Source organism: Paenibacillus sp. F024 (assembly GCF_057814255.1).
The window spans coordinates 404635-421946 of sequence record NZ_JBVASZ010000001.1; the positions used below are offsets into that span (position 1 = coordinate 404635).

Genomic DNA, 17312 nt, shown 5'->3' on the forward strand with positions numbered 1-17312 from the left:
GCATGCGTCATCTATGTATATTCCGGTCTCCTTGGACCGGTTTACATCAAAATTTGCGGATCCACGTCGATAGACACCGTCAGCTTCCGCTGCTTGACCGCGTCGTCGAGCACTGCGACTGCCTGCTGCACCAGCCCTGCAATGTCTACCTCTCCCCGATATTTTATCATGCATTGAAACCGATATCTATCTTTGATCCGCGAAATCGGCGAAGCCACAGGACCAAGAACCTCAAGCTCCATCCCATTAGCCTGAATACCGCTTGCAAGCTCCTTCAGCCTGACAGCGACCGCTTCACCCGAACGGATCAAAAGCTGCACCTGTTCATGCGACAGCGTAATCAGCACCAGCCGGTGAAACGGCGGGTAATTATGCAGCTTGCGCATCAGCATTTCCTTGCGCATAAAGCCCTGATAATCATGCTTGCTTGCGCTGAGAATGCTGTAATGCTCAGGGGTATACGTTTGGACGAACACCTCGCCAGGCAGCTCATGCCGGCCTGCTCTGCCCGCGACCTGCGTCAGCAGCTGAAACGTTCTTTCGGCCGCCCGAAAATCGGGCAGGTTGAGCACCGAATCGGCAGCCAGCGCGCCAACGAGCGTCACATGCGGAAAATCGAGACCTTTAGCCACCATTTGCGTACCGAGCAGCAGATCCGCCTGCCGGTTTTTGAACATCGTAAGCCACTTTTCGTGGGATCCCTTTTCCGTCGTCGTATCCACATCCATGCGGATGACCCGAATACCGGGAAAAAGCTTGGAAAGCTCCTCCTCCACACGCTGCGTTCCCGTGCCGAAATGACGGATATGCTCGCTCCCGCAATCCGGACACGCCGTCAGCTCGCGCTCGGCATAGCCGCAATAATGGCAGCGGATGGCCCGAGAGCTCTGGTGATACGTCAGCGAGATGTCGCAGTGCGGGCAATCGGCCACATAACCGCAGGTGCGGCACATGACGAAGGTCGCGTAGCCCCGACGGTTCAGCAGCAAAACCGTTTGTTCTTTCTTGTGTAACCGTTCTTCTATCGCTTTATACAGGGCACGGCTGAACATCGAACGGTTACCGTTCTTCAGTTCCTCCCGCATATCGACGATATGCACGCGCGGCAGCGGCCGGCCTTCCACGCGGGAGGGCATGGACAACAGCTCGAACATCGGACGGTCCGGGGTTGCAGATAAAGCGGCCTCGCGGCTTGTCCGGTACATGCTCTCCAGCGAAGGTGTGGCCGATCCCAAAACGACGGCCGCCCCATGCTCGAATGCTCTGACGACAGCAACATCGCGGGCATGATACTTCGGGCTTTCTTCCTGCTTATAGGTCGATTCATGTTCTTCATCAATGATAATCAGTCCGATTTTCGTAAAAGGGGCAAAGATGGCCGAGCGGGCTCCGATCACTACACTGACTTCCCGCCGTACGATTTTGCGCCACTCGTCGTATCGTTCTCCGTGAGACAGCCGACTGTGAAGCACAGCCACCCGGTTGCCGAAGCGCCCTTTGAAACGCTCCACCATTTGCGGTGTCAGCGAAATCTCGGGAACGAGAACGATCGCCTCACGCCCCTGATTCAAGCAGGTTTGAATCGATTGCAAATAGACTTCCGTCTTGCCGCTTCCCGTTACCCCGTTAAGCAGGAACACCCGCTGCTCTCCGGACAGCACCGCATCCTCAATACTATCAAACACTTCCTGCTGCTCCGGAGTGAGCGGCAGCGGCGAAGTCGGACGGAAGGTCCGCGAGGCGTACGGATCGCGCTGCACCTCGACCTCCTCGAGCCTCACACAGCCCCGTTCGGCCAAGCCTTTGACTGCTGCGGCTGTAATATGCAGCTTCGTCAGCAGCTCCGTCAGCTTGATCGGCTCAGGGTGCTTCTCCAGATACTCCAGCACCTGCTTTTGCTTGGCGGCTCTTGCGGGAAGCTCTTCCTGCCATGCCGCAAGCTGCTCCGGGTTTTCCGGCGGGAAAACCGTCAGTGCTTTTTTCGCCGTCATCCGGTCCTTCACCATCTGGACCTCCGTCAGAACCCCGTCCTCCAGCAGCTGCTTAACAAGCAAGGTATCCTCGGAAAATTTCTCCAGCAGCGTTTCCAGCCGGACCGATTCCTGCTTGCGAACATAGTTTAAAATCTCTTCCTGCCCGGGTACCGGCAAATTCAGAACGTTCCCGCGCTCATCCCGGCGGCCTCCCGACTCGTCGATCCTCACATGACGTTCATATTTCGCTTTTAATGCGCCGGGAATCATGGCCTGCAGCGCAGTGATTTCGTGGCACATATACGTCCGGCTGATCCAGCGGGCAAGCTTGACCAATTCAGGCGTAAGGGGCGGGGTCAAATCCAAAATCTGCGCAACCGGCTTCAGCTTGGCCGGGTCCAGCTCGGTGTCCTCATGCAGCTCCACCACAAACCCTTGCACCGTACGCGGGCCAAACGGCACGCCAACCCTGCAGCCTACGGCCATGAGGTCCTTCATCGCTTCCGGAACCACATAATCGAAGGCGCGGTTGGTCGGTTTGGCCGGAACGTCGACAATTACTTTGGCGTACATTCTTCGGTTGTGTCCCCCTTCGTCAGACGGTCTGCCACGAAAGCGAGCAGCCTGGCCGCCACTTCCCTTTTCTCCATCAACGGCAGCCTGAGCACGAGTCCGTTCGCATCATAAACGTTCACCACATTCGTATCGGTGCCGAATCCGGCCCCGGGTACCGTGACGTCATTGGCGACAATCAGGTCGCAGCGCTTGCGCTTCAGCTTATCTATAGCATATGCTTCAACGTTGTGCGTTTCCGCCGCAAAGCCGACAACCAGCTGGGACGCTTTCTTTCGTTCGCCGACCGCTTGCAGGATATCCGGATTTTTGACCAGCTTAATTGTCATTTCCGACTCCGTCTTCTTGATCTTCTGCGGCGCTTGCTCTGCCGGGCGATAATCGGATACGGCCGCTGCCTTTATAATGACGTCCTGCTCGGCCAATGCAGCAAGTACCGCATCCATCATTTCGAGAGTGGATTCCGTACGGATCACCTCTACCCCGTTAGGAACGGAAGCTGTTGCTTTACCTGTGACTAAAGTGACCACCGCTCCCATTCTTGCAGCCTGCTCGGCAATGGCATACCCCATCTTGCCGGAGGAATCATTAGTCAAATAGCGTACCGGGTCAATCCGCTCCACCGTCGCTCCGGCGGTAACCAGCACACGTTTTCCGGCCAGCGGCTTCTTCTCGTTAAAAAAGCCTTCAATGGCGGTCAGAATCTCTTCCGGCTCGGCAAGCCGCCCTTTGCCGACATAACCGCAGGCCAGCTGCCCTGTTCCCGGTTCGATAAACCGAACGCCGCGGTCGGCCAGCGTTTGCAGGTTCGCCTGCACCGCAGGATGAGCGAGCATGTGCACGTTCATGGCAGGGCAAACAAAAATAGGAGCCGTCGTCGCAAGCAGCGTAGTGGAGAGCATATCATCCGCAAGCCCCAACGCCAGCTTTCCGATCACATTGGCGGTTGCCGGGGCGATAACGATCAGATCCGCCCGGTCGGCAAGATCAATATGCGATACGACCGACGGATCCTTCTCGTCAAAAGTATCCGTGTAGACGGCATGGCGGGATAACGTTTGAAACGTTAGCGGAGCAACGAATTTGGCCGCCGACTCCGTCATGATGACTCTCACCTCGGCCCCGGCTTGTACCAGCTTGCTGCACAGCGCCGCCGCCTTGAACGCGGCGATTCCTCCGCTTACGCCAAGCACGATTGTTTTTCCGTTCAGCATCCGGTTTCCTCCCCTTCTGGTTTTCATAGCGAAAAAAATAACAACCGCGAGGGTTGTTGTTTTATTTTATGGATTCTTTGTTTTGCAGCTTTTCATACGAGATATGCTCTTCGTAAATTTCCTCAAGCGCCAAGCCTACATGCTTATGCGATTTCTTTTGCCGAACTTCGGTTTTCGCTCCGTCACGCAGCATCCGCGCCCGTTTGGAGGCGGCTACCACTAACGAATATTTGCTGTCTACCTTGTCCAAAAGTCTGTCAATCGAAGGATATAACATCTTATTTTTTCACCTCGGCCATCCAGTGTTCTATTTTCGAAACCATACGATCCTTGCGGCAGTGCTCCGCCGTGAGGATACTGCGAATCCGGGAACAAGCCAGATCCACTTGATCATTGACAATCGCGTAGTCGTAATGTTCAATCAAAGCGATCTCATCCATAGCTACGGACATACGGCTGCGGATGGTGTCCTCCGATTCGGTTCCCCGTCCTACGATTCGGTTCTCCAGCTCATTAAGTGACGGGGGGAGCAGGAAAATAAAAACGCCCTCTGGAAATTTCTGCTTTACTTTAAGCGCACCCTGCACCTCAATTTCCAGAATGATGTCTTTGCCGCTGTTCAATGTATCTTCTACAAATTTACGCGGTGTTCCATAGTAATTGCCTACGTATTCCGCCCACTCCAGCATTTGATCCTGTTCGATCATCTGCTGAAATTGTTCCCTCGTCTTAAAAAAATAATTGACTCCGTCCACTTCACCTGATCGGGGATGCCGGGTCGTTGCCGACACGGAATACACGATGTCCGGAGCGCAGCCTCGGAGCTCCTTGCATACCGTTCCTTTCCCAACCCCGGAGGGTCCTGAAAGTACGATTAATATGCCTTTTTCTACAGGGCCGTAACCCAAATTACTCGTCATGATCATCGTCCTTATTGGAAAGTCGATGCGCTACCGTTTCCGGCTGAACCGCCGACAAAATGACATGGTCACTGTCCGTAATAATAACGGCACGGGTACGGCGGCCATATGTGGCATCAATCAGCATATGGCGGTCACGCGCTTCCTGAATGATCCGTTTAATCGGAGCGGATTCAGGACTTACAATGGAAATGATTCGATTAGCGGAAACGATGTTTCCGAAACCGATGTTGATAAGTTTGATCGCCATCTATAGGTTCCCCCTGGTTCTTTCTTTTGAAATCAGGCGTTGTTTGCAACAGGAAGCCGTTACAAAGCAACAGGCTCTTTATTAAGCCGCTGACCAGCCAACACCATTTCAAAAGAAAGAATGATATGACTAATAAGGCAAATTATTCGATATTTTGGATTTGCTCCCGCATCTTCTCCAGCTCCGCTTTCATCTCCACCACAATGGAGGAAAGCAGGGCATAGTTGGCTTTGGAACCGATCGTATTGATTTCCCGATTCATTTCCTGGACGAGGAAATCCAGCTTGCGGCCCACCGGTTCGGCGGTAACAAGCAGCTTCTTGAATTGGCCAAAATGGCTCTGCAGCCGGGTCAATTCCTCATCGATCGCGGCACGATCCGCGAACATGGCCACTTCCATCGCAATCCGGCTCTCGTCTGCAGGCAGCTGCTCCAGCAGCTCCTGAATCCGGTTTTTGAGCTTCTCGGCATATTCCTTCACGATGATCGGAGCCAGCTGCACGGCTTGCAGCCTATAGCTTTCCATGGTTTCGATGCGCTGCTCCAAATCTTTAAGGAGTGCCTCCCCTTCACGCTCACGCATCGTCACAAGCTCCTTGGCCGCCTTATCCGCACAAGAGAAGATTTCGGACTCAAGCACCTCATCCTTAAGCTCCGGCTTGTCCTGAAGCAAGACCATACCGGGTATGGACAGCAGATCGCGAAGCGATAGCTCCTCTGATAGTGACAGCTTCTCTCGCAGCTGCTCGGCAGCTTGCCGGTAACCCATAGCCATTGCCCAGTCTACTTCAACGGCCTGCGGAGCTTTGCCGTCACGTTCAATCGTAACGAAGGCATCCACACGACCTCGCTTAACCCGTGAAAGCACCGCACGCTTCACCGCATCTTCGTACCGTGCCCATTCCCTGGGCATTCTTACAACGACCTCGCAGTACCGATGGTTGACCGATTTCATGTCGATCTGTAAGCGAAATCCCGCGAGGCTGCGGGCGGATTGGCCGAAGCCGGTCATGCTGGTAATCATGGTTTTCACATCCATTACCCTATTTTAATTCATTTTTCCAGAGGGTACAAGTGGAAATCGCGCCTTCGATTTCTGCCACACGTATTCAGTCAATTCAACCGTCATCTCATAAGCAAGAAACGGCGTCATTAAATATATCCCGTTAAAATGGCTCAAAGCGACATCCAGCAGCTCCTTGGCGATTTGCACGCCCATAGCCCGGCCTTCCTCGCCCTTGAGACCGTTCATGCGCTGACGCACCTCGTCGGACAGTTGAATCCCCGGCACCTCGTTGTGTAAATATTCCGCATTGCCTCCGCTGGCCAACGGCATGATGCCCAGGAAAATCGGCACGCTCAGATGCTTGGTGGCCTCGCTGATTTTCTCGATCAGCTCGGCGTTATAGACCGGCTGGGTCATGATATAATCGGCGCCGGACTCAATCTTGCGTTCCAGCCGCTGTACCGCTTTATCCAAATATTTGACGTTTGGATTAAACGCAGCTCCGACAATGAAGTTCGCTTTTTTCTTCAGAGGCTTGCCGGAGAAAGCCACTCCTTCATTCAACTGCTTGATCATGCGGATGATTTCAAACGAAGTCAAATCATATACGGAACTCGAACCCGGCAGGTCCCCGAATTTCGCCGGGTCGCCCGTTACTGCAAGCACGTGATCAATGCCCAGCGCATGCAGTCCCATCATATGCGACTGCGTTCCGATCATATTCCGGTCGCGGCAGGCGATATGAATGAGCGGCCGAATGCCTACTCGCTCTTGCACGAGACTGCCGAGCGCCAGGTTGCTCATCCGTGTGACGGCAAGCGAGTTGTCCGCCATCGTGAGCGCATCCGCTCCGACTTTCTTGAGCGCGGCTGCCCCCTGCATAAATTTCTCGATGTCCAAATCCCGCGGCGGATCCAGCTCTACGATCACCGTAGGCCGCTCCTTCACCAGATCAACGATCGTAGGCTCCGGCTGAACCGGCGGTGAGTCGGGCGCCTGAGCCTGCTGCGCGATCCGTTCCACCCGGGGTTCCCTGACATCTTCGGAGAGCTTCCGAACCGCTTCCGGATCCGGAGCGTAATCTCTTAGCGAAGCCGCTATTGCAGCGATGTGCTCGGGCGTCGTTCCGCAGCAGCCTCCGATAATCCGTGCACCGAGGTCGGCAAACTTTCGCGCTGTTTCCCCGAAATAAGACGGTGTCGCAGCAAACGTATAACGTCCGTCCACGTAATCGGCGATCCCCGCATTCGGGAAGATCGAAAACGGCGGGGCAGACTCCATCCCGGCGACGCGCTCCAGCGAGCGCATCAGCCCGTTCGGGCCGCTGCGGCAGTTGAAGCCGACCACATCCGCTCCTGCAGCCACAAGCCGCCCAAACGCTTCGTCCAGCGGAATGCCGTCATGTGTCGAACCTGTCCCTTCCGTCGCAAACTGGCAGATGACAGGCAGGCTGCTGACCTTTCGAATCAGCTTCACTGCCATTAACAGCTCCTCCAGATCGTAGAACGACTCCAGCAGCAGCCCGTCCACCGGCGTATCCGCCAGCACTTCAATTTGCTGCTTCAAATCTTCCTTGACCTTGGCCGTACGCACATTTTTGCGTTTGCCTGCACGGATCGAGCCGATCGCACCCACTACATAAGCATCGCTGCCGACCGAGCGCTTGGCCAAATCGACGCCCGCACGGTTGATGGCCTCCACTTCCTGCTCCAGCCCGTATTTGGACAGCTTTTCACGGTTGGCCGAGAAGGTGTTCGTCTCGATCAGTCTTGCGCCGGCCTCGTAATATCTGCGGTGGACATCCATTATGACATCCGGCTTTAGCAAATTTAATTCCTCATATGAAATGCCGACAGGAAAGCCCATTTGGTACAGGTATGTCCCCATAGCCCCGTCCCCGACGAGCAGCCGCTGCCGGAGCGCTTCTCTCAAATCCGCTTTCATCACGGCGTCCCCTCTTCCCATCATATACGTTAAAGCGTTCCTTTAAACACCGTTTCCGCAGGTCCTGTCATATAAACATGATTATCCGCCTCGCTCCACTCGATCAGCAGATCCCCGCCTTTGAGCGACACGGTCGCCTTGCGGTCCATCAAACCGTTCAACACGCCGGCCACCAGCGTGGCGCATGCTCCCGTCCCGCAAGCAAGCGTCGGTCCCGCACCGCGCTCCCACACGCGCATTTCGGCATAGTCCCGGCTGTGCACCGTTGCGAACTCCACATTGATGCGGCGGGGGAAGTACGGATGGTGCTCCAGTTTAGGGCCCCACTTGTAAAGATCCACCTGCAGCGCATCTTCCGTAAAAATAACGCAGTGCGGGTTCCCCATCGATACGGCGGTAAAGCGAAACTCCTGTCCGTCCACAGAGACCGGATACGAAATGACGCGGTCTTCATCGATGAAGGTAGGAACTGCAAGCCCCCCAAGCACAGGAGCCCCCATATCGACGCGAACCGCCGCAACTATTCCGTCCGTCACGGAAAGCTGCACGGCCTGCGGTCCGGCGCCGATGGTTTCAATGGTAAGCTCGGTTGCCGCTTTGTCCACCATTCCGTGATCATAAATATATTTGGCGGCGCAGCGGATGGCGTTGCCGCACTGCTCCGCCTCCGAGCCGTCCGAATTGATAATTCGCATCATATAATCAGCCTTCTGCGAAGGCAGCAAATACACGAGGCCGTCCGCTCCGATTCCGAAGTGGCGGTCACACAAACGAACCGCCAGCTCAGCTGCATCCTGAGGCAGTTGGTCGTATCCGGCAAGCACGATAAAATCATTTCCTAATCCTTGCATTTTCGTGAAATTCATCGACTGCACTCCTGTTTGAGCATTTTTCTCATACTATATCGCAATTTCGCAGGAATGCATACCCGCTGACGCAAAATTTTATACCAATCCGTGAAAAAAAGCAAACAAAAGAACTCCGTCTCATTAAAGCCGGAGTCCTTTCGTTTCTATTATCTTGCCGCGGGTCTGATCGGCTTCGGCCCGCCTCCATAGGTGATGCGCCTGCGCTTGGAGGAACCGCTCATCACGCTGCCAATGCCCATCAGGAAGGTTGGGATACCGGCAAATACAAGCACAAGAAGCCAATCGAGCCCTCCGAGCGGCACGGTCTTGAAAATCGGCTGAAGCTGCTCCACGTACAGTACGGGCAGCATCAGCAGCAGTGAAGAAACGACAGCCAGCACAAGCCAGACATTCTGCAGCGGATTGCGGTGGAAGATCGAGCGCGAGCTTCGGCAGTCGAACACATGAATCAGCTGCGCCATGACGAGCGTAACGAACGCAACCGTCTGCGCTTTAACGAGCGCATCCGGGCTGTCTCCACCCTGCTTGAGCGAAATGTAGAAAGCCGCCAGCGTGCACAGGCCGATGAGAATTCCGCGGCTGATAATTTTCCAGCCGAGACGGCGGGCAAAAATGTTCTCCTTGGCCGGACGCGGCTTCTGCTGCATGAGATCCTTCTCCGCCTGATCGACGCCAAGCGCCATCGCCGGCAGACCGTCCGTCACCAGATTGACCCATAAGATCTGAATCGGCACCAGCGGCAGCGGCAGCCCGCACATCATGGCCAGAAACATCGTCATAATTTCTCCGACATTGGAAGCAAGCAAATACCGGATAAATTTGCGGATATTTTCATAAATTCCGCGGCCTTCTTCAATCGCGGATACGATGGTGGCGAAATTGTCGTCGCTGAGCACAAGCGCAGATGCTTCTTTGGATACATCGGTACCGGTGATGCCCATCGCAATGCCGATATCGGCCGCCTTGATGGCCGGAGCGTCGTTTACGCCGTCTCCGGTCATCGCTACGGTATGCCCCCGGCGCTGAAGCGATTTGACAATCCTCAGCTTGTGCTCCGGAGATACGCGGGCGTACACATACACATCATTCACCCGTTTGTCCAGCTCGTCGTCGGTCATCGCGGAAAGCTGGCGGCCATTCAACGCCAGCCCGTCCTGCGGAAGAATGCCCAGCTGCTTGGCAATGGCCTCCGCCGTGGTTTGATGGTCCCCGGTGATCATTACAGTCTTGATCCCTGCACGACGGCATTTGACGATCGCTTCCCTTACCTCGCGCCGGGGAGGGTCAATCATCCCGGTCAAGCCTACAAAAACAAGCTGATATTCCAATTCCGTTTCCTGAAGCTCCCGTTCCGCCGGCTTCAGATCCCGATAAGCAAGCCCCAGCACGCGCAGCGCGTTTTGGGCCATGTCCTCATTGGCCGAGAGCACCTTCTGCTTTAATGTGGGAGTAAACGGAATGACTTTATCATCCCACAATACATAGGAGCACTGCTGCACCAGTACGTCAGGCGCCCCCTTCGTGCACACCATCCGCCCCCCTTGGTGCTCTACGACAACCGACATCCGTTTCCTCTCGGAATCAAAGGGCAGCTCATTGACCCGGCGGTACAGCCCTTCTAATGAGAGCTGCGTAATTCCCGCTTTCGCCCCCAGGACAACCAGCGCTCCTTCCGTCGGGTCTCCTTTAATATTCCAGGCGCGGGGCAGTTCATCCTCCGTTTTTTTCCTCTTGTTGTCACTTTGTTCTTCTTGCAGCGAAGCATTGTTGCAAAGCACGGATATCTGGAGTAACCGGCGAAGCATTTGGTTTTTCCCCATATCCGCTTGCTCTCCGCTCTTTAGAATTTCCCCGCGGGGATCGTAGCCGTCACCGGTGACCTCCAGCCAGTGGCCTCCAACCCATATGTGGGTGACAGCCATTTTGTTCTGTGTCAAAGTTCCCGTTTTGTCGGAGCAGATCACCGATGCGCAGCCAAGCGTTTCCACCGACGGCAGCTTGCGTACGATCGCTTTGCGCTGAATCATCCGCTGCACCCCGAGAGCCAGAGCGATCGTTACGATGGCCGGCAATCCTTCCGGTATCGCGGCAACCGCGAGGCTGACTCCGGCCAAAAACATCCCGTACGGTTCCTGCCCGTGCAGGATGCCCGCTACGACAACCATCACCGTCAATGCCAAAGCGACGATGATGAGAATTTTACCGAGCTGCTCCAAACGATGCTGCAGCGGCGTCTCCATCGCATCCGTGTTTTGAATGAGATCCGCGATCTTGCCCATTTCCGTGTCCATGCCGGTACGGATCACAACCCCTTTAGCCGAGCCTCTGGTCAGCAGGGTTCCCATAAAACCCAGATTGCGCTGGTCTCCGAGCGTTACGCCCTCTCCCTGAATCGCCTCGGTATGCTTGGCTACCGGAACGGACTCCCCCGTGAGCGCCGACTCCTCCGCATACGTGCTGTACACCTCAAGAAACCGGATATCGGCCGGAATGCGGTCGCCGCTTTCCAGCACCACAATATCGCCCGGAACCAGCTCTCGGGCCGGCAGCTGCTCCAGCTTTCCTGCTCTGATCACCTTGGCATGAGGGGCGGAAAGCTCCTTAAGCGCACGCAGCGAACGCTCTGCGCGAAACTCCTGTACAAACCCCAATATGCCGTTCATAATGATGATCGCGATAATCGTAATGGCATCCAAATATTCTCCGAGCAGGCCGGATATCATTGTCGCTCCTACGAGCACCAGCACCATGAAATCTTTAAACTGGTTCAAAAATAGCGTAAGCGGCGAAATGCCTTGTCCGTCCGCCAGCTCGTTTTTGCCGTGAACGGAAAGCCGCTTGTCCGCTTCTTCCGCCGTCAGTCCTTTTGAAGGCTCCGACCCCGACGAATGCAGCGTTTCCTCGGCCGTCATTTGATACCACTGCTTCTGATTCATCTGCTCTTTCCCTCCCAAAAAGGTCGTCTAGGCTAAATGTATTCAGACAAGCTGCAAAATAGCACGTTTTCCTTTGAAGAGAAAATGTGGCATGATAAAGGGTAGCACTCAAAATGCAGATATCATTTTTCGCACGATTGGAGTTGTCCCTAACATGTCATTAGACGGTCTTGTGGTACACGGTCTCTCTCGCGAGCTGCAAAGCTGCGTCATGGGCCGAATCAATAAAATACAAATGCCTACCGATAACGATATTATTATGCAAATCCGCGCTCCGGGACGCACCGTGAAGCTGCTTCTGTCGGCCAATCCGACTTACCCGCGCGTCCATTTGACAGAACATAGCTATATGAACCCGCTGGAAGCGCCCATGTTCTGCATGCTCCTGCGCAAGCACTGCGAGGGAGGCATCATCGAATCCATCGAACAGCCCGGGTTGGACCGGATTCTGCATTTGCGCATCCGCCAGCGCGATGAGCTTGGCGACCTGAACGTCAAAATGGTCATCGTGGAAATCATGGGACGCCACAGCAACATCATTTTGATGGACCCGGCCACCGGCGTGATTCTGGACGGAATTCATCACGTCACGCCGGCTATCAGCAGCTACCGCGTGGTGATGCCGGGCAGCACCTACATCGCTCCGCCCGAGCAGCACAAGACATTGCCGTTCGGCCTGAACAAAGAGCGATTTATGGCTCTGATGACAGAGAGCGCCGAAACAGCCCCGACGGAGGAAACAGCCTCCCGCCGCTTCTGGGAGCAGACGCTGGTGCAGCGCCTAAGCGGCTTTAGCCCGCTGACCGCCCGTGAGCTCGTCTATCGCGCTTTGGGAGAAAGCCCCGCCGTTATGCCTCCGGCCGATATGGCCGGGAAATTATGGGAGCCTTTGAGCTTGCTCACCGATCAGATTCGCAGCGGAGTACTCCAGCCTGTTATTGTAGAGCAGGAGCAAACGGGGAAAGCCTTCTTTTCCGTCACCGCTCTCACCCACATTTCCGGGGAGGTTCGCCCTTACGAGACGGTCAGCGCCTGTTTGGAAGCTTATTATGGAGAGAAGGCGGAACGGGATACCGTCAAACAAAGAGTGTCCGATCTGCTCAGACTCCTTTCTAATGAAAGAAGCAAGAATGTCAAAAAGCTGGAAAAGCTTGAGGAAACGCTGAATGAAGCGCGCGATGCCGATAAGTTTCGCATACTCGGAGAGCTGCTTACCGCGTCGATGCACCTGATCTCCAAAGGCGAGCGGCAAATCGAGGTCATCAATTATTATGATGAAGAACAGCGCCCGATTACGATCGAGCTCGATCCTCTGCTGACCGCCTCGGAAAACGCACAGCGCTATTTCAAAAAATATACGAAAAGCAAAAACAGCCTGATCGCCGTAAAGGAACAAATGGCGCAAGCACACGAGGAAATCGGTTATTTGGACAATCTGATCCAGCAGCTGTCGAGCGCCGGGCTAGCCGATATCGAGGAGATTCGGGAGGAGCTCACCGAACAAGGCTACCTTCGCGGCCGAGGAAAGAAAGGACGTAAAAAAAAGCCGAATCAAAAGCCGCTGCTTTCCTGCTATACCTCCAGCGAAGGCATACCGATATACGTCGGCAAGAATAACACCCAGAACGAATACTTGACCAACCGTCTCGCTCACTCAGGGGATACATGGCTGCATACCAAAGATATTCCAGGCTCCCACGTCGTCATCCGCAGTGCCGAATATGGGGAAGCTACATTGCATGAAGCCGCCCGGCTGGCCGCTTATTACAGCCAGGCCAAGGAATCGAGCCAGGTGCCTGTCGATTACACGATGATCAGGCATGTACGCAAGCCCAATGGTGCCAAACCGGGGTTCGTCATTTACGATCATCAGAAAACGTTGTTCGTTACGCCTGACGCGGAGGCCATAAAGCAAATGGCGGTTACAGTAAAGTAAGTGTTTAATAAATATGCGGCCGATCAAAATGAGGCTGCAAATGCAGAAGAAGCCCGGAATATGTTCCGGGCTTCTTCTGCATTTGCTTTTTTGAATGCGGTCAATGGGAATATCGGCGGCTTAACCCCGCCGCCGGATCTTCGCTTTGCGAATCCTCATGGCCGCAATCCCCTCCGCTCGAACAATCGGTCCACCACTTCCGCACCGATTCGGCGGGCCCCGACGGGAGCATGAAACACAACGCCCCCGCGCTCGCCGTGATAATCGGACCCCGCTGTGATGAGCAGACCGTGCTTTGCGGCCAATGCCGCATAATGCTTCTCCAGTTCCGGCGCATGATCGGAATGGTAGGCCTCCAATCCGATCATGCCGGCTTTGGCAAGCTGCGGAATCAAATCATCCTGATCATACAGCCCCGGATGAGCAAGCACGGGAGCGCCTCCCGCCTCTATAATCCAGCGAACGGCGTCAAACGGCGTTATCCGCGGCGGATTGACATAGGCTGCCGCTCCTTTGGCCAAGTAACGGTTGAAAGCGTCTGTCATGGATTCGGCCGCTCCGAGACGTACGAGCGCGTCTGCGATATGTGGTCTTCCGATCGTATCTCCCTCTTTTTTCGAAGCCTGTACCGACTTTAGGACGTCCTCCATCGTAATGGAAATGCCAAGCTCCTGCAGGCGGGCGACAATCATTTCATTTCGTCGGTCCCGAACCTGTCTCAGCTCGGCTAATCTGGACAAGAACAGCTGATCCTTCTCATCAATCCAATAGCCAAGCACATGAATGTCCTGCCCGTTATACACGGTGCTGATTTCCACTCCGGGGACAACGGCTATACCATATTCCAATCCGGCCTCTTGAGCCTCGGCCAACCCTCCCACCGTATCATGATCCGTTATGGCAATCGCGCCTAAGCCTGCTTCCACCGCTAACCTGACGTTGTCCGATGGTGAGCCGGTGCCGTCGGATGCCAGCGTATGCGTATGCAAATCAGCGTAAAACATCATAATTAGCAGCCCCCTCATCCCGCATAAAAGCGGCTGATATTTTTATATCAAGGTCATGGCATGTTTCCCGTTTGACCCGTGCCGGTCTTCTATAACCATTGGCTCAAATCACGTTCTCTCAAGAACGTCAAGAACGTAACTGCCGATATAGGAAGCAGTGTGGAGCTCAAATAAATCGCATAGAAGCTCCGTTCAAAGGAAATTCCTTCGACATCCTTTACTTTGAGCACCCCAAGAGCCGCCTCGTGCTTTACTGAAGACTGGGATAAGATGGAGATCCCAAGGCCTGCTTCCACTGCCGATTTCACCGCTCCTGTACTGCCAAGCTCCATCACGATTTTGAGCCTGGATACGTCGCAGCCCGCTCGTTCCAGCTCCTCTTCCATCACCTTTCGCGTACCCGAGCCCTGCTCCCGGAGCACAAAGGAATACTTCAGCATTTCTTCCAGCGTAATTCGTTCCCGCTCCGCCAGAGGATGATTTCTGGGCACGATCAGCTTCAGCTCGTCACTTAGCACCGCCTCCGTATGCACATCGGGATGCTTGACTTCAGCCTCGACCAAACCGAAGGTTAATTGATGGTTCAAGACTTCCTCAAGAATTTGCTTCGTATTGTTGACTTTCATACTCACCGATATATTCGGGTATTCTGCGCTAAACGGCCCGAGCAGCCGAGGCAAAATATATTCTCCTACCGTCAAGCTAGCGCCTAAATGAAGTCTTCCCTCCAGCATATGCGTGAACTTGGACATGCCGATATCCGTTTCCTTCATCAGTTCAATGCTGCGCGAAGCAAACGGAAGCAGCGTTCGACCCGCCTCTGTCAATTCAACCCGTTTGGTCGAACGTATGAACAATTTCGTTCCAAAATAATCCTCAAGCGACTGCACCTGCATCGTCACTGCCGGTTGAGTCATATGCAGCGCCTGGGCGGCATGAGAAAAACTACCCTTCTCCGCAACCGTATAAAAAATATGAAGCTGGTGAAAATTAAGCGCCATGGTCGCATCCTCCGCCTACTCGTCCCTTTCATCAAAAGCAGCCCCCTGACGAAAGGTGAACCTCCGGTTCAAATGTATCCTTCAAACTATTATAACAAAAAACAAAAGGGGATGCCGAAATATCGGCATCCCCTCAGAGTGACGAGAAAGCCTACCTTTTTGGATGAGCTACTCGGTTAAAATGAATTGCCTTGCTAAAAATAAAGATCGCTCTCCTCATTTAGCCTGTTTATCCAGGTGGAGAGCGATCTTTTTCATGTTCTGTACCGCTGCGGTCATTAACGCTTGTTCGGTTACATTTCGCAACCCCCGCAAACGGCAATAGCGAAACCCATGGAGCTGTTTAGCGTCCGCGAAGCTTCGCTCAATTGTTTCTTTTCTCTTTTTGTACAGATACTTGCCCGACTTACTTAAACGGTTCTCGCGCACCCATTCCTTGCTATCTTCCCAAACATGTCGAGTAATGATCTTCTTGTGGTTTTGGGAACGGGTGCATTTGGAGAGGAAGGGACAGGTTTTGCAAACCTCCGGGTTCGATGCGTACTGTCTGTAACCTTCTCGATTCGTTGTTTTGTACGTCAGCTGCTGGTGATTGGGGCACATGTAAGAGTCCGTATCGGGATGGTATTTAAATTCCCATTTATGAAATAAACCCTGTGTTGGATGAAAGCGGCGATGAGCAATAACGGCGAAGATATTTCTATCGTGCAACCTCTTGCAGATAGGATTGGTTAAATAACCCGAATCCAAAGCTACGGCTTCGACATTAAAGCCAAAACGCTTTACTTGTCGGTCTAGTCGTTCAACGTAAGGTAAGGAATCATGGACATTGCCTGCAGTAACATGTACATCCGTGATGATGTTGTATTTCATATCGACGGTACGATGATCTAAATAATAAAATCCTTCAGGCTTTCCTTCTCTGACCATATAGCCACTCTCTGGATCCGTCTTGCTCACTTTAATTTCCTTTTGTTCAATCACTTCCTCTCTTGGTTTTAGAGCTTTTTTCCATGATTCTTGCGATCGCCCTCCACCGCGGCGTTTAGTTCATCTATGTAGTCTTTCGCGTTTTGCAGTACATGTTGTTTCGTGAATTTGTGTTTATTGGCGTTGGCTTTAATATGCGTGGAGTCTGAAACGAGCACCCGACCTCCAACCATTCGATGTTGAACGGCTTGAAGGACGATTTCATCGAACACCTCTTGGAAGATTGCTGTATCCTTGAAGCGTTTACGTCGATTCCAACTAATGGTTGTGTGATCTGGAACGCGGTCTGTCAGTCCAAGTCCAAGAAACCAGCGATACGCGACATTGGTTTGAATCTCCTGTTCTAAACGCCGCTCCGAACGAATGCCGTAAAAGTAGCCCAGAAAGATCATCTTAAAGAGGACAACAGGATCTATGGCTGGTCTCCCGTTATCTTCGCAGTATAGAGGCTTTACTTTTTCTCGAATGAACTCAAAGCTGATGTATTTATCGACCTTGCGAAGCATGTGATCTTGAGGAACGAGATCTTCGATGGATACAAACTCATATGCATTTTGTTTACCGTTATTGGAACGAAGCATATTTTCACCGTCCAGTTCATGTATTACCTATATTATACAACATTAACGCGGTGTCGTGTTAAACATTTTTGGCATGAAGAAAGCTGTCGAGACTTTCTCGACAGCCTGAGGG

General features: G+C 53.6%; 13 protein-coding genes. 1 reads left to right on the forward strand and 12 read right to left on the reverse strand.

All coding sequences use genetic code 11. The features are described 5' to 3' along the window. Positions 1 to 41: 41 nt before the first annotated feature. From priA to ACZYR9_RS02070, 9 genes are all read right to left on the reverse strand, one after another. Positions 42 to 2546, reverse strand: a complete 2505-nt coding sequence (gene priA, locus ACZYR9_RS02030) for a primosomal protein N' (protein ID WP_488976775.1) — start codon at positions 2544 to 2546, stop codon at positions 42 to 44. Then, positions 2531 to 3760, reverse strand: a complete 1230-nt coding sequence (gene coaBC, locus ACZYR9_RS02035; RefSeq protein ID WP_488976776.1) for a bifunctional phosphopantothenoylcysteine decarboxylase/phosphopantothenate--cysteine ligase CoaBC — start codon at positions 3758 to 3760, stop codon at positions 2531 to 2533. Before coaBC ends, priA begins: the two co-directional genes overlap by 16 nt. A 61-nt stretch (positions 3761 to 3821) precedes the next feature. Then, a complete protein-coding gene (gene rpoZ, locus ACZYR9_RS02040) occupies positions 3822 to 4037 on the reverse strand; it encodes a DNA-directed RNA polymerase subunit omega (protein ID WP_488976777.1) in 216 nt (71 codons plus the stop codon). A 1-nt stretch (position 4038) separates the two neighbouring features. After that, positions 4039 to 4680, reverse strand: a complete 642-nt coding sequence (gene gmk / locus ACZYR9_RS02045; RefSeq protein ID WP_488976778.1) for a guanylate kinase — start codon at positions 4678 to 4680, stop codon at positions 4039 to 4041. Continuing rightward, positions 4670 to 4930, reverse strand: a complete 261-nt coding sequence (gene remA, locus ACZYR9_RS02050; RefSeq protein WP_009672664.1) for an extracellular matrix/biofilm regulator RemA — start codon at positions 4928 to 4930, stop codon at positions 4670 to 4672. The genes gmk and remA overlap by 11 nt, the downstream gene beginning before the upstream one ends. 142 nt (positions 4931 to 5072) lie before the next feature. Then, on the reverse strand, positions 5073 to 5954 hold the full coding sequence (locus tag ACZYR9_RS02055; RefSeq protein ID WP_488976779.1) for a YicC/YloC family endoribonuclease: 882 nt from the start codon (positions 5952 to 5954) through the stop codon (positions 5073 to 5075). Positions 5955 to 5978: 24 nt separating this feature from the next. Beyond that, on the reverse strand, positions 5979 to 7880 hold the full coding sequence (locus tag ACZYR9_RS02060; RefSeq protein WP_488976780.1) for a bifunctional homocysteine S-methyltransferase/methylenetetrahydrofolate reductase: 1902 nt from the start codon (positions 7878 to 7880) through the stop codon (positions 5979 to 5981). A gap of 29 nt (positions 7881 to 7909) precedes the next feature. Next, entirely contained in the window at positions 7910 to 8746 is an 837-nt protein-coding gene (gene dapF / locus ACZYR9_RS02065) for a diaminopimelate epimerase (protein WP_488976781.1), read from the reverse strand. A gap of 149 nt (positions 8747 to 8895) precedes the next feature. Continuing rightward, positions 8896 to 11685, reverse strand: a complete 2790-nt coding sequence (locus tag ACZYR9_RS02070) for a calcium-translocating P-type ATPase, SERCA-type (protein WP_488976782.1) — start codon at positions 11683 to 11685, stop codon at positions 8896 to 8898. 154 nt (positions 11686 to 11839) lie between these two features. Between ACZYR9_RS02070 and ACZYR9_RS02075 the strand changes: the two genes are divergently transcribed. Then, entirely contained in the window at positions 11840 to 13621 is a 1782-nt protein-coding gene (locus tag ACZYR9_RS02075; RefSeq protein WP_488976783.1) for an Rqc2 family fibronectin-binding protein, read from the forward strand. 155 nt (positions 13622 to 13776) lie between these two features. On the opposite strand, the gene ACZYR9_RS02080 is transcribed toward ACZYR9_RS02075, so the two are convergent. The 3 genes from ACZYR9_RS02080 to ACZYR9_RS02090 all read right to left on the reverse strand — a co-directional run bounded on the left by ACZYR9_RS02080 (position 13777) and on the right by ACZYR9_RS02090 (position 17200). Beyond that, positions 13777 to 14625 carry a PHP domain-containing protein gene (locus ACZYR9_RS02080; RefSeq protein WP_488977130.1) on the reverse strand — a complete coding sequence of 283 codons (849 nt, stop codon included), beginning with the start codon at positions 14623 to 14625 and terminating at the stop codon, positions 13777 to 13779. 92 nt (positions 14626 to 14717) lie between these two features. Beyond that, on the reverse strand, positions 14718 to 15629 hold the full coding sequence (locus ACZYR9_RS02085) for a selenium metabolism-associated LysR family transcriptional regulator (RefSeq protein WP_488976784.1): 912 nt from the start codon (positions 15627 to 15629) through the stop codon (positions 14718 to 14720). A gap of 216 nt (positions 15630 to 15845) precedes the next feature. Continuing rightward, positions 15846 to 17200, reverse strand: a protein-coding gene (locus ACZYR9_RS02090) for an IS1182 family transposase (RefSeq protein ID WP_488976785.1) whose coding sequence is annotated in 2 segments (ribosomal slippage) — positions 15846 to 16633 and positions 16633 to 17200 — 1356 coding nt in all. Because the reading frame shifts where the segments join, the coding sequence is not laid out codon by codon here. Between the last annotated feature and the right edge of the window lie 112 nt (positions 17201 to 17312).